The 14,275-nt window shown below is 53.2% G+C and carries 12 protein-coding genes; 1 reads left to right on the top strand and 11 read right to left on the bottom strand.

Annotation, left to right across the window (positions count from 1 at the left end):
- Nucleotides 1-285: 285 nt before the first annotated feature.
- From GSF01_RS10265 to GSF01_RS10245, 5 genes are all read right to left on the bottom strand, one after another.
- Entirely contained in the window at nt 286-936 is a 651-nt protein-coding gene (locus GSF01_RS10265) for an ABC-2 transporter permease (RefSeq protein ID WP_159883546.1), read from the bottom strand.
- A gap of 5 nt (nt 937-941) precedes the next feature.
- Nucleotides 942-1,790 carry an ABC transporter ATP-binding protein gene (locus GSF01_RS10260; RefSeq protein WP_159883544.1) on the bottom strand — a complete coding sequence of 283 codons (849 nt, stop codon included), beginning with the start codon at nt 1,788-1,790 and terminating at the stop codon, nt 942-944.
- On the bottom strand, nt 1,787-2,167 hold the full coding sequence (locus GSF01_RS10255) for a GntR family transcriptional regulator (RefSeq protein ID WP_159883542.1): 381 nt from the start codon (nt 2,165-2,167) through the stop codon (nt 1,787-1,789). Before GSF01_RS10255 ends, GSF01_RS10260 begins: the two co-directional genes overlap by 4 nt.
- Before the next feature lie 377 nt (nt 2,168-2,544).
- Entirely contained in the window at nt 2,545-3,384 is an 840-nt protein-coding gene (locus tag GSF01_RS10250; protein WP_159883753.1) for a carbohydrate ABC transporter permease, read from the bottom strand.
- A 4-nt stretch (nt 3,385-3,388) separates the two neighbouring features.
- Entirely contained in the window at nt 3,389-6,247 is a 2,859-nt protein-coding gene (locus GSF01_RS10245; protein ID WP_159883540.1) for an Ig-like domain-containing protein, read from the bottom strand.
- Between the two features lie 634 nt (nt 6,248-6,881).
- Between GSF01_RS10245 and GSF01_RS10240 the strand changes: the two genes are divergently transcribed.
- Nucleotides 6,882-7,409 (top strand): hypothetical protein, encoded by a 528-nt coding sequence (locus tag GSF01_RS10240; protein ID WP_159883538.1) that lies wholly within the window; start codon nt 6,882-6,884, stop codon nt 7,407-7,409.
- A 217-nt stretch (nt 7,410-7,626) separates the two neighbouring features.
- Here the strand turns inward: GSF01_RS10240 and GSF01_RS10235 are convergent, their stop codons facing one another.
- The 6 genes from GSF01_RS10235 to GSF01_RS10210 are packed head-to-tail and all read right to left on the bottom strand — an operon-like array spanning nt 7,627 to nt 14,256.
- Complete coding sequence (locus GSF01_RS10235; protein WP_159883536.1) at nt 7,627-9,405, bottom strand: DUF6382 domain-containing protein; 1,779 nt, start codon at nt 9,403-9,405, stop codon at nt 7,627-7,629.
- Nucleotides 9,406-9,455: 50 nt separating this feature from the next.
- Nucleotides 9,456-9,974: an A24 family peptidase gene (locus tag GSF01_RS10230; RefSeq protein WP_159883534.1), complete on the bottom strand. Its 519-nt coding sequence runs from the start codon at nt 9,972-9,974 to the stop codon at nt 9,456-9,458.
- Nucleotides 9,975-9,978: 4 nt separating this feature from the next.
- Nucleotides 9,979-10,635 carry a TadE family protein gene (locus tag GSF01_RS10225; RefSeq protein ID WP_159883532.1) on the bottom strand — a complete coding sequence of 219 codons (657 nt, stop codon included), beginning with the start codon at nt 10,633-10,635 and terminating at the stop codon, nt 9,979-9,981.
- Between the two features lie 29 nt (nt 10,636-10,664).
- A complete protein-coding gene (locus GSF01_RS10220; protein ID WP_235941393.1) occupies nt 10,665-12,980 on the bottom strand; it encodes a hypothetical protein in 2,316 nt (771 codons plus the stop codon).
- 17 nt (nt 12,981-12,997) lie between these two features.
- Nucleotides 12,998-14,026, bottom strand: coding sequence for a TadE/TadG family type IV pilus assembly protein (locus GSF01_RS10215; protein WP_407945757.1), 1,029 nt, complete (start codon nt 14,024-14,026; stop codon nt 12,998-13,000).
- Nucleotides 14,023-14,256 carry a Flp1 family type IVb pilin gene (locus GSF01_RS10210; protein WP_159883530.1) on the bottom strand — a complete coding sequence of 78 codons (234 nt, stop codon included), beginning with the start codon at nt 14,254-14,256 and terminating at the stop codon, nt 14,023-14,025. The genes GSF01_RS10215 and GSF01_RS10210 overlap by 4 nt, the downstream gene beginning before the upstream one ends.
- Nucleotides 14,257-14,275: the final 19 nt, after the last annotated feature.

Raw genomic sequence — 14,275 nt, 5'->3', positions numbered from 1 at the left:
TCCACCTCGGCATCCCCATCCAGCAATAAGAAAACTGGTACGGTCATGAAACGATGTGTACCAGTTTTCTCTCTCCTCGTTTGAGTTCGACCTTACTTATTTTTCGTCCGCCATGCGTACATGAAGAAAGCGGCCGAACCTAGGAATGGAAATAGGGCAAGGGCATTTTTTTCGATGGCTTGGCTTAGAGCGGTTGCCGCAAGAACTGTCCCTAATAAACAATATAGCGCTATTTTCCGATTGGTGTTCATCGCTTTCCCCTCTCCTCTCGTTTGTAACCCCTCATCAAAGATTTTGGTTCGCGTACACCCGAATAGATATCCTCGATGATAGCTCCCCAATAGCTAATGCCGCTACAATAAAGAACCATTCCATGAAAAACGGCGAAATAGGAGGGGCGATAGGAAGCAAACTACTTCTAGTTTGGAATAGATTCGCGAAATACGGTAAGACGAAGGGCGTCAGAAATACGAGAAAGAAAAAGATATATTTTGATTTTTCATAACCAAACCGATATTGAACGGGGATAATCACTCCGAATGCAACCATAATCAGGAGGAAAGCACGTCCCACATCGGCGAAGTGAAGCATTTCGATTTTAATCGGACTGAATAGAGCCGTGAGGCCATAGATCATATAGCAAACGAGAAAAAGAGTCATAATAAAATAATACCTTGATCTTACGATAGCTTTTCTTGTATAAGGAGTCGCACAAAGAAGCGCTGCTCCTCTGTATTTGTATTCCATCGTCGAGACCGTACTGAACAGCAAGAAAATAACGTATAGCGTACTTAGGAAAAAAGGCAGGAACCCTCCTCCCCCGCTATGAATCAGCCTCGTATGAATAAAAACGGGCAGCGCAGCCGCTGCAATAAGCATGATGATCCAATAGGGCTTCGCGAGCAGGAAATCCTTTTTCACAAGATGAAAAAGCATCGCCATCACCTCCTGATGTAGCTTAGCATAACGTCTTCGATCGTGGGTCTTTCGATAAGAATCTGTTTCATTTGCTGGCGGACGGCTGCTTTATCATTCGTCAAGCCTGAGAAGCCTACCTCGGTTTCATGCAGAGCCAGAAATAATGCTCGGTTGTGATCATTCAGTTCCGCTTTATCTCCTTTGACAAGCCCATGCGCGTCCAATAGCGTATCTTTCTCTTCGCTGAATACGATTCGACCTTTATCGATGAAAATAAGCATATCCGCCATTTTATCCAGGTCAGATGTAATATGGGACGATAGAAAAACACTTTTTCCGTCACTGACATAATCAAGAAAAATGTCCGTCAACTCCCGTCTGACTTGAGGATCGATACCGCTGGTCGGTTCATCCATAATTAATAAATCGGCATGGTGGGAAATTGCCAAAGCAATCGCATACTTCATGCGCATCCCTTTGGAGAGCGTTCCTATTTTTTGATTCAAAGGCAGCCCGAATCGCTCTATATTCCGGTGGAACAGCGAGTTGTCCCAGCTGCTGTAGGCCGGCGCAATGATGCTCTTCATTTCCAGCAAAGTGAGGTTGTCATAGAAGTAGCCTTCGTCCCATACAATTCCTATCCGATTTTTAAATTCCCGCTCATTCTTTTGAATATCCTTTCCGAAAAATTGGATCTCCCCTGCGTCCTTAAGTATTAATCCGAGAAGAAGTTTAATGGTTGTCGTTTTGCCAGCACCGTTCACACCGATGAAGCCCGTAATACAACCCTCGGTCAACGAGAAACTGACATCCTCGAGCTTGAATTGGCCTATCTGTTTATTTAGCCCCTTTACCTCCAGTATAGGTTTCATGCGTCCCCCTCCTCGAACAATAGGTCCATCATGGCATATAATTCTTCCTTGCTTATCCCCAATGAACGGGCCGTATCCCAAGCTTCGCTTAGCTTGACTTCAACCATATGCCGCTTGGATTCCCACAGCAGCTCCAGATTTTCCTTAGCCACGTAAGAGCCTTTGCCTGCTCTGGTTGTAATAAAGCCTTCCGATTCCAGCTCGTCATACACTCTTCGGGTGGTAAGCACACTTACATGCAGATCACTCGCCAGCGCTCGTATAGAAGGTAACATTTCTCCTTCTTTTAATTCCCCCCGGATGATGGCATCCTTGATTTGATTTTTGATTTGCTGATAGATCGGCGGATCCGACGCATTCGAAATGATAATTTTCATATATCCTCCAATAGCCACAACTGTATATCTATTACATACACAGAATACACAGAATACACACCATTGTCAATGCGCCATGTTACACATCATTTATGCTGCTGAGCTCATGTTCCTGCTAATCCTCCTAAGCCCCCTTTCTTTCGCGTCGTACTTGACTGACGTTACGTCTCGTCTCGTCTTGTCTAATCTCGTTGCATCCCGTTTTGTCTCGTTCCGTGACTTCGCAGCTCCCGTGCGTGGTGTTTCGCTGCATGACGACGGGCTCTGCCCCACCTTCACCTCCACCGGAGGTAGGTCCATAAAAAAATACCCCTTGGCATTCATCGGATTACCCAGGGAGGTAATTCGAATGATGTTTCCATAGGGGTACAAGCCGCCTATCCTTTAACGGAGCCGAGAAGCGCCCCTTTAGCAAAATGCTTTTGCAAGAACGGATATACGAGCAGAATGGGAAGCGTAGCGACGACAATGACCGCCATTTTTACCGTTTGCTCCGGAGGCGTAATGAAGCTATCGTCGAAGCCGGACGTATCCGCGCTTATCCCGCTGGCCAGAATGACGATCTGGCGAAGGATAACCTGAATCGGCCATTTTGTCGAGTCGTTCAGATACAGTACCGCCTGCATATACGTGTTCCAATACGTGACCGCATAGAACAGAGAGATCGTGGCGATCGCGGCCATGGAGAGCGGGATGACAATCCTCAGCAGAATGCCCCAGTCCGAGCAGCCATCGATCTTGGCGGACTCCTCCAGCCCGTCCGGAAGATTCGAGAAAAAATTGCGCATAATGATCAGATTGAAAGCATTGATGGCGCCGGGAATAATGAGAGACCAGTACGAATCGATCAGCCCCATCGCCTTGACGACCAAGAAGGTAGGGATCATCCCCCCGCTGAACAGCATCGTAAACATCACCAGGAACATGACCTGACTTCGCCCGACCACCTCGCGCTTCGAGAGCCCGTATGCCATCAGACTGGTCAGCACCATGCTGACCAAGGTGCCGATCCCTGTCACGCCGATCGATACGGCCATCGCTCGGAATATCGTATTGGTGGAGAAAATATACCGGTAAGCATCAAGGGAAAATACGGTCGGAATGATGACGAACTGCTTTTGCGCCAGCTCCTGGACGGTCGTAAAGGAGCCAGCAATGACGTTGATAAATGGGAGAATCGTAATGAGGGCAATAAGCCCAAGGAGCGTGTAGTTGATGCCGTCAAATAAACGGCTCCCCCACGACTTGTCTTGCCTGCAGAGCTACCGAGGTGCCGGACTCCTGAGGAAACATCATATCCGTCTCCAGGATGAATGCTCCCGTCTGCGGGGCGAATGCCCGGGTGAAGCCAACATTTCCGACTGCGGCATCATACAGATACAAGGCTCTCTCGGACGTATTGCCGGTGTTGGTACCGGGTACGCTGGCGACTACCGTCTTTTGCTTGTCCGTCTTCGGGTCCGGCGTTACCGTATAGTTAGCGGGCACGGTTTCCAGCTCCACCGCTTCATAATCATCATGGACATAATAAACATTTTCCAGCTCGCCAGCAGGCTCGACCTTTACCTCTTGCGAAGGGAAGCTTTCGCCGTGGTCATTGACCGCAGTGATGACATAATAGTAAGGCTTGCCCGGGGTCAACCCGGCATCGATATATCCGTTTTCCGTCACATCGCTTTTAATCAGACTGTACGGCCCTCCCGGAACCTCGCTGCGCTTGATCTTGTACGATACAGCCGTCTCTGCGGCACTCCAGCTCAGCTCAGCCTGCCTGTCTCCCGATTGACCGGCGAGATTTTGGGGCATCTGCGGATAGTCGTCCGCCAGCTCCCGTACCACGACATCGGAGAAGGCGGAGGTATTGTATTTATGGATCTCATCGTTTGCTTTAGATGCATCCGCGAAAAGACCGAAGTAAACCTTCTCTCCCATCGGAACGTTTGCCGTGGATACGACCTTCCATTCCGACTTGTCTGCCGAGATGAGCCCGGTAACCTCATTCCCTAACCTGACCAGCTTGACATAGTAAGGGAAGTTCAGAAAATCCTCGGACTCCTTGCGAGTGGCGGCCTTATTAGCCGTATTGCGGGTCATCATGACGGCCGTCTTGCCGAATTTCACATAGGCCATGGATAGCATAGCCATCTTGGAGCCGGGGTCCAGGGTATCGCGGATCATGACGCCTGCTTCCGCGTTGTCATCCGTCGCCGTAATCCGATCGACACGCGCGACGATTTCGCCGTTGCCGGTCAAGGACTGGTAAGCGTATTGAAACGCATCGTGCACCGGCTTGCCGTCTTCCGCCGTCATGGGCTGACCGACGTCTCCCGAGGATTTTATAACTACAGCAGACGGGTCGCCGTTAATAAGCTGCGTGTGGCCGGGAATGCCGACATCGCCGACATCGCTCGCAGTCCACGGAACAATGGGGCCGGGGGTATTGACGTGAATCGCCACATTGTTCGATTGGGTAGACAAACCCTTGGTATCTACTGCCTTGGCTACCAAGTAATGAGTGCCATCCGTAGCATGATTCCACGTGTAGCTATACGGAGCGGATGTGCTTTCGCCCACCTTGTTGCCGTTCAGTATCCACTCCACCCGCGCAATGCCGTCGATATCGCTTGCGTCGGCCGCTACCGATACGCTGCTGCCGGCCTCCACAACCGTATTATTGGCGGGAGCCGTAATGGTCACCGCCGGGTTGTCCGCATACTCTCCGTTCGCTTTCAACTGTACGATCAGGTCGTTCAGATAGACCTCCAGATTCGTATAGCCTTCCGCAGACAGCTCGGTTCCATTGCGGTCTTCGGCACTAAGGGGAGTTAACCCTCTGGCGAGCTCCCAGGCGTCGTCCATGCCGTCATGGTCAGCATCGACCACCGTCGACTGCACCGTTTCATAATCCGGGTAGCCTCCGATTTCCAGCGGGGAATTGATATGCTGGCCCGTTCTGTTTCTTACATCTTGAATGACGCGAGCATCATAAGCGTCCCGTTTGGGCAGATTAGCTCCGGCATCGGCCAGCACATGCTCGTAAGCAGCCTGAGCGGATTCGGGCGAATAACCGTCTGCAATCCGAATCGGCGCGGACAGTTCGGAAGCCTGTCGGTCCTCAATTTTCTGTACGCCCTTCCAGTTATCGGCGGTCACCGCCAGGTTACCATCCATAATGTTGCCGTTTAGATACATATGGCTGCCCGAGGACAGCTCCCCAAAAAGCAGGCTCCGGACGTTCTTGTACGTGCTTGGCCCGTATTTGTAATAGTTGTTGGTCAGGTTATAGGAGAAATTGTCTCCGCCGCCATAGGTGGACATGAAGCCCCAGTTATAGATGATATTATTGGAGGCTTCCACATAGTCCGGATACATGAGAACCGCTGTAGCGAAGCGGGGATTGCGGCTTACGCTATGGGCGATCAGATTATGCAGATAGGAGGCATTCTGGCCACCCCAAATACCTCCATAGCCATGCCGTCCCTTCTGATGAGTCGTCATCAGCATGCTTTCTTGCGAGATAGACCACTGAACGGTAGTATCCTTGTTGTCGTACAGACTGACAACCTCATCCACCGACCAACTGAAGGAGCAGTGATCAATGATAATGTTCTTGTGGTAGCGCACGCCAAATGCGTCATCCTCGCTGGGGTACCGGTCCCCTAACCGGAAACGCATGTAACGCATAATGATGTTATCCGCATCGATCGTTGTCGTATAATCCGCTACCGTAATTCCGTCACCCGGGGCCGTCTGACCGGCAATCGTCAGGTTAGAGCCGGTAATTTTCAAGCTTTGCTTAAGGCGAATGGTGCCCCCTACCCGAAAGACGATCGTTCGATTGCTGTCGCTCACCGCATCACGAAGCGAGCCCTTGATCGGCGCCTCACCGACGCCATAGTCGGCTAGCGTGGTCACCTCGTACACGTCGCCTCCCCTGCCGCCGCTCGTATACTTGCCCCCTCCCTCGGCTCCCGGAAATGCCGGAAGCTGAGTGCTGCTCCCGGTATCCGCACTGACATTCGCAGGCATGCAGGAAAAAAGCATTGCAGCCGCAAGCAGGATAGATACATATTTTTTCATCAGATAGCCTCCTCTCCGAGCGTGTTGCTTAAATTTTGTGGTCAGCTTTGTTTGAGACTTTTAAACGAACTGAATGCGAAAACAGATCGCAACCCCTCCTTCGATAGAATTGGCCTGCCGGCTGAAGCTTCTCTTTCTTGTTTGATTGGGCATCATCAGATGATAACCTGAGACCTCATAGCTTACCCGGCACAGGATGGCTGGTCCGCCATGGAAGCGGCTACAATCCTCATTATCTGTACCGCCGACTATACCGTATATAACCCCCATCCAACGAACTCATTCCGCGGGCGACAGCGGCCTGTTTTCGGATGGTATAGCTCTTAGCCAACCAATGTGCAGCAGCTAATATTGTTCAGAAAATGCCTAGGTTTGCTGCCTTTTCTCAACATCTGACCATATAAAAAAGCCACCTTACTTCCGTGAATGGAAGCGAGTGGCTATACCTGATTTTACGTGAGCAATAACGAGCCCCATCCTCCTACTGTCCATTGCAGGGAACATCCTTTATAATAAAATAGCCAGAATTCCCCATCTTAGGGAGTATGCTTTCCACATGAGGAAGAGGATAACGACTGATGGAATTTATATACATATACTATAGTTACTAGTACTCATGGAAATGGAGGATAAATTGAACAATAAGAGATTATTAATTATTGCTGTTATTTGTCTATCTGCTGCTGCATTGGTCATTGGAAATAGTGATGCTTCTCAATCCACTATATCTAGTAAAATTCAGTTTATCGAATCTTCACATCATGATCCGGCGGAACTCAAAGAATTGGGTATACAGATTAATGATGATCTTTCAAAGCCAAACGATCATTCCATTTCTGCAAAGCAATCCGAAGATGCAGTAAATGCCGCAAAGACAGATGCTCCAGGCTACGCAGAGCAAGCTAAAATAATTGAAGTGGAGTTTCATCATATCACGAATTCTGATTTTAAGTTATTCTCTGAAGATGCCTTAAAAAGTAATCCAACATTATCCAAAAACGGATTTATATCTAACGCTCCATGCTTTATAGTTACTTTTATAGGTATTGAAAGACCGGGTAAAACGAGCGTGAGAGGCCAAGTTCCAAAAACCTTCACCGAATATAGCGTTGTCGTCGACGCCATATCTAACAAAGTACTTTATGGATTTTCCTATAGATAACATTTATTTACCTTGAAAATGAACACACCTCAACCCAACATGAAAACAATTCCTTTATTGGAATTATTAATTTCCTTCAAGAAACGAATGCCATTGTCAAGTCACAAGATATTATTGAGCTTATTGAGGAAGTCCTTTCTAATTAGAATTGGGGAGACCGTAATCAGGTCTCCTCTTTAACTAAAAATACAGGTGACAGCTCTTTCTGTTTACTTGCCTACGCCTTGTAGGTAAACTCGGTCGTGACGATCATGATCTTATCGCCATCGCATAATGGCCTTCCCTGGTAGGGGACCAGAAGCTCGCCGTTCACTCGGGTGCCGTTGCTGGAACCGAGGTCCTTCACAACCGCTCCCTCATGCTCCACGATGAATTCAGCATGCAAACGCGAGACGCCTGCTTCATCCAGTACATAATCGACCTCACTGCCATGCCTTCCAATCAGGAAGCTCGTCTTGCTCAGCGGTATGGTTTCCAGCCTTCCTTCCCGGTTCGTTTCCAGCTGCTTTCCCGGCCGTACCCCCTGTGCCTTGGACGGGGACAGGACCACCGTTGCGTCAACCCGGCGAAGCATCGTCGTACGCCCGTGCAAGCCTGCTTCCGACCTGAATCCGGCACTCCCCCCAGGCATTCCCCCCTTTCTCTCGCTAGCTCCAAGGGCATCCGATTGGCGCATATTGGAGCCTGCTAGCCCTGTACTTTCGAGAAATGAAGAAGCTTCGACAAGCGGCGTCCTGTCTACACTTGCCAGCCCGCTTGCCGCTAAATCGCCGACCGCGAATTGATCGGATCCGATAGATCCTCTGTTCCCTGCAGATGCCAGGGGCGCCGCAGCAGGCCAGTCAGGAGGCTCCGGAATATACCTCTGCCCTGAAATAGTGCGTGGATCCGGCAGGGGATCGCGGCTGACGGAGACTTTCATCCGCAGCAGGCCTACACCGACTGCGACGATCACGAATGAACCGCCAGCGCATATGTATAGAAATTGCTCGTCCGGGCGATCAGCGTACAGCTTCCATAACAAGCTAAGCCCAAGAATCATGCCAAGCACAACTGGCAGCCGGCGGAAACGGGGCGCCTCCGCATTCGCAAGCCCGCCGCTTCCTCCCGGCATGGCTGGCTCCGCAGCGGAAAACGCCGCTGCAGCTTCGAAGCCGAAGGACGCTGGGCCGGTTAATGGAGGAGTTGAGGACGCTCCGTTCGCCTCCTCCCGGCCCAAGCTTCCTTTTGCCGGACGGGATGGCGGGTACCCTGTCTCTATTCGCTCCGAATGACGTACAGCATGTGGCATCAGCTTGCCTCCGTCTGCACTCTGATTCGGGAAACCTATCGGCTCCTCCTGCTGTCCGGTCCCATTATTCATCCCACTTCTCCCGGTAAACGCATGCGGCGGCGGTAAATCCGCCGTACCGGCTAGCCGTTCGAGCTGGCGATGCAGCAGCAGCTTCAGTTCAGGCAGGTTAAAGCTCTCTTCTTGCAAAAACCGCATCAGCTCCTGAAAGCCCATTCCCTGTAATTCACTGACCCTGTGAATCCATCTCGAAGCGAGCTGCTGCAGATCCGCGGAGACGCTGCTTTTGTTCTCCGCCCGCTCCATGGGCAGGTAAGTAAAATAAAGCTGATCCAGCCCGCTTCCGCAAAACATAAAGTCCTCCTTCAGCACAAACCTCCCGGGCTGGAGCATGTACATCGCGCTATCCGCAAGCACTTCTGCCACCTGCAGCAGCAGGCTATAGTATTGCTTCATCGTAATTGGCTCCATGCGAAGCGTCTGTGCCAGCATACGCTTGCCGGCCACGTTATAATACAACGTGCAATGGCCGTCTTTCGCTTCCATCTTCAGTTCAAGCAGCCTCGGAATCCGATTGGCCGTCAGCATCCGAAGCTGGAATTCGGACAGTTCCTCCCGTCTCAGCCCCTCTGGGGCGGATATTGCCATGTCGTGTCCATATTGCTTGACAAATTCAACTTGAAGACCATACAGCGATTGAGTCACTGCCGGTTCCCTCCCTTCCAATCCGTTCATTTGCCGCGTATCTCACATGGTCACAGCAGCCCTTGCCAGGCCAGATAGGCATACGCCGATCCCGGCAGTACCGCCCACATGAAGGGGAATTTAAGCCTTTCGCTTTCGTCGACAGGCTTTATCAGCGCGGCAAGATCGCGAAACAGCCACATTCTAAGCAGCACCCCAAAAACTTCCTTGAATTTCTGCACTCTGTCATGCCTCCACAAAAACACCAAGCACGCGATAAACCCGGCAAAGCACAGTGAAACCGCCATCGCATACAAAGTAAAGGCAGCCCCCGTCACCGCCCCGATAGCCGCGAACAGCTTCACATCTCCCGCTCCGACCCCCCGCAGGGCATATAGAAGAAGCATCGGCACAAAGCCTGCAACAAGTCCCACAGTCGACCCGGCCAGCCCGTCCCAGCCGCTTGCCCATGCATGCCCCGCCAGCCCGGCCGCTGCCCCGGATGCCGTCAGCCAGTTGGGAATCACCCGCTTGCGTACATCCGTAACGAAGGCAACCGTAAGCAGCAAGCCGACAAACCACCAGTCCATGATTCTATCCTCCCATCCATGCGCGTTCCCTCGCCTGCTTGCGAAGAACCATCGTCCTTTTATAGAAAGGCAGCAGCAGGGTGTACTCATACTGCGCCTCGATCACAACCTCGGACGACGTCCCGTTATGGAAGTCGGGCAGCTGCACATCCGTCACCTTGAACTTCCCCGGCCGCAGCACGGAGGTGTCGCCGAAGCTTGCGATCAACGGCGTCGCTGCCTCTGCCGCTTTGCGCCGCACGGCCCGCTTCCATTGGTCCGTCTGTTCCCCCGCCGCCGCCTCCAGCTCCGTCCGGTAATCCTTCTCCCAGGCCATCATGCGGACGATCGGCTCGGGTATAAATCGCCCGTAGTCCTCGACAAACGTTTCCGCATCGATAACGCGGGAGCGGGCGGACTCTGCCTGAGTGACCGCTTGCTCCAGCCAAACGCCGGGCGTGCTGGCTGCCAAACGCTGACGGGCCTCCGCGTAGAGCTGCTCCACCGGGTACATATTGGCGGCGATAACCTTAGCCGATTCCGACACGGCGAACTGCAAGGCCATATCGCATTGGGCCAGACGGAGCAAGGACACAAATAGCATCAGCAGGGATACGAAAAGCGGAAGCACCAGCGCAGCCTCCAGCACGATGCCGCCTTCCGACGATTTGGCCAAGCGCATGACTTCCTTCCTCCTTTTCCCGTCTATCCTTAGTACCGGAAATCGGCCGATTTGGTCAGCAGGCAGCGGGATGCCTCCCGGCCGCAGCCCCCGAAGCCGTCTGCACCGATCAAGCGCATCACGCTCCCCATAAACCAGAATCGGAACGAAACCGTAGCCTGGCCGGAGGCATAGGTGCTAACCTCGGACAGATCGACGGATGTATGATGATGGATAAGAGCCTGCATGCGTGACAGCAGGACGCTTTCCCGGCTGTGCAGCAGCAGAAAGATCCGCAAGTAATCCCGGTAATTCAGCGTTACCGCCGGACTGAGCTTACGGGACAGCGCCACCTCCTCGCCCTGAATCAGCTTGGCCATGTCCGCCTGGGCGCGCACCGCACCCTCAGCGACGGCAGCCAGCAGCACAAGCAGCGGCGAGCCTGCGGCCAGCGCTTCGTTCCGGGGCTCCAGCAGCGCCTCCGTCGTGCCTACCGCAAGACGGAATGCGAACATCTCCAAGTAGGCGAGCGAATAATTGCTCGCGCAGGAGCTGGCGCCGTAGATTAAATACTCCACCTCCTGATTCGTGAGCGGATGTTGGTCCGGCCGGGACAGCTCCTTGGACATGCGGACTCCTCCGGAAGCCTCTCTACCTAAACCTAAGGTCCGGTAACTGAACTTGGTGACGGCATACTCATCGACATAGAACTCGTCTCTAATATCCATGAGCAAATTCTCCAGACCGGCAACCAGCTGCAGGGCTCCTAATCCTGCCTTATCCGCGCTGTCCATCGGAATCGCCGGGAGGGCATCCGCGCCGGATGGAGCTGCGTTGCGCTGCATATAGCTGCCGAACAATCCTTTGTCCTCCGGGGTCCGGGGATTGCCCTCCAGCGCAAGATATATCGCTTCATAAGGATCAGCGCCGGCCGTAAGACTGCAGGCCCCCAGGCTTTTTTGGACTTCGCTTAGAACAGCCTCGGCCTTGGAGCGCTGCTCCCGCTTGCCCGCCTGAATGCTTCGCGAGCTTGCCTGCTGACTCCTTACGGTAGGACTCATCCGGGCTGCCGTCGCTTCAATGGAACTCTGAAAGCCTTCAAGCGCCTGAAGGGTATTGGCATATTTCTTCTGCGTAAACCAGATACCGTCATTCATCTGCGCATCGAAGCCCGCAAACTGGGCCACCGCCCCCACCACGTCGGCTTGCCACGTTTCCAGCTCCTGTCTGCTAAGCACCTTAACCTCCGCAAACGTCTGTTGCTCCAGCTCTGCTATAGAAGCTAAGCCGTCTCCGGACTGCGTTTCGCCGTTTCCTCGGATTTTGGCCAGCTCAAGCTCCACAGCTTCATTAGCTTCGACCGCCTGCCGGTGGGCTTGCTGAAACTCGCGCAGGTCCGTCTGAAGCTGCGGCAGATCGATCGCTGTTTTCGTGCGGATAACGACCAGCAATTCCGCGTAGCGGGCAAAGTTTCTCAGCATCTCCTCGGCATCCGCGACCAGCTTCCTGGCTTTCGCGTACTCGCTATTCAGCTGCGATCTCGCTTGACTAAGCTGGATAATAGAAGGGATCGCCGCCGCACCCGCCTGAGCAAGCGAAGCGATCGAGGCATCGATGCTTCGCATCTGCTGCTCCAAGGAATTGACCTGTGCTTGTGCCTGCTGCAGCGATGCACGAACATTCTCCAGCGTATGGATGCCAATTTTGGAGCTGAGCTCGTCCAGATCACGCAGCTGAGTCCGATAAAAAGGCGTGATCTCCCCTGCTCTCTGACGAATCTCCTCGAATGCGTCCCAGGCCTCTTCCAGCCTGCTGTCCCGATCCTCCAGCACCCTCTCCAGTCGAGCCGCATGCTCGCCGAAGCGTGACGCTTGTCCCAGACTGGCGGTGACACCGTTTTTCTTCCACTTGTCCATCAGCTCCAGCGAATAGCTCAGCGGCGCCCGGTACTTCATTTCCTCCAGAATATGGCGCTTTAGAATTTCATGATTCGACAACGGGTACATAGCCGTAACTCGGGGGGCATCGGCCTCCGCCTCCAGCTTCGGTTCGATCCAGGCAAAGCCCCCTCCCTCAGCGGGGGCGGCCAGGTTGCCCTGTACCGTTTCCCTGAACACCTGACTGATGTTCGCATCTCCGCTCGTATCGAGAGCCAACAGTCCATAGGCCTGCAGCGGCTTCGAAAAACCGGCCATAACGGAACGTACCCCCGCCTTCACGGCAAGCTCCGCCTGCTGGTCCGCCGTCCTCCAGCGCAATACATCGATCAACAGCCCCAATAGCAGAAGCATCGGCAGCAAAATAAGCATAAGATAGACGGAAACCGCGCCGTCCTCGCGTCTGAACCGTCCGTTTCGCCTGGACAACCTTCTCCTCCTCCCCGCTATTCATGGAATATAATAACGATGCCGTTGCGCTCGATTTCACGTTTTAAGACTTGCGTCAGCTTGACCCGATCCTGCTTCGACAGCTTGAAGAAATGCCAGACCACTCCCTTTACCTGCGAGCCTTCTTTGAGCAGCTCCGCATCCTTGGGGAGCTGTACCTCACGCAAATTTTTTTCATTAAACGTATAGTAGGCCTGATGAGCTACCCCCGAGGCATCCAGCGCGTCGATTTGCCGTTTCGTCTCAGGCGTGACCTGAACCATTTTCTCCGTTCCCCCTACCAGCAGGCGCAAATACTGTGCCGCTTGGGCATGCGAGGTGATGGCCGGTCGTGTGGCCTTGCCCGTCACGGGCTCCGTCATCAAGGCAAGCGCCGCCTTCGGCTTGATACGACCCTGGATCCCCGCAATGAAGGTTCGCGTCAGATCCGTCAGCCGAATCGTTTCGACGGGATCGATCACATGGGATGAGACGCCCGCTTGCAGCCGGGAAGAGCCCTGGAACCAGTCCCGTACGAAATCCGGCAGCCGGACCATGCGTTCGAGCGAAGCATGGACGACACGGAACAGGCCGTAGTGCCGGTAAGATAAACCGCCCCTGAGCTCGCTTCCCAGCTCTCCCGACGCCTTCAGCAGCTTGCCGGAGGCGCCGCTTCCGCCAGAGCCGCCTGCAGCTGGCGGAAGCGCCACGCTTACCGGCTCGAACGGCCGCAGCACATTGAACCACTGGGACAAGCCGTCTGCCGCAATCCTCCAGTACAGACCATCGCTGGCCGTTGGATGAACGGCCCCCGTGACATAGTCCTTGCTGCTGCTGTCCCAAATATAGGCTGTCCGCTCCGCCGACCTCCCGGCCTTATAGTACAAGCTGGACTGCTGATAGTAATACACGGCTACCGCCAGCAGCACGAACGTTGCAAGCATAATGACAGGCAAGGTCATCGCCGCCTCCAGCGTGAACTGGCCGCTGCGATCCCGCCAGAAGCGGAGGCGCAGTCTATGATGACGTTGACTGCCCCATATCACGGCGTTTTCGGAGGACTTAGCGCGTTTCCATCACCACGAATGCTTTCCCTTTCGAGCTTTATTTGCTCATCCGCGCTACCAAATAACTCCCCCATCCATTTCACGATCCATTTTCTGAAAGCTATCGCTATAATAATCAAAACGGCAATAATCAACAAAATCTCCAACGTTCCCAGCCCGTCCTCTTCCTTCCAAAAACGAAGCCAGCCTTCCTTAAGCTGCATACTCATATCCCAGTCTCCTCCTCGT

The organism is Paenibacillus puerhi (assembly GCF_009846885.1).
GTDB classification, from domain to species: domain Bacteria; phylum Bacillota; class Bacilli; order Paenibacillales; family NBRC-103111; genus Paenibacillus_G; species Paenibacillus_G puerhi.
The sequence above is the reverse complement of the archived record's forward strand: the minus strand, read 5'-3'. Positions and strand labels throughout refer to the sequence as shown.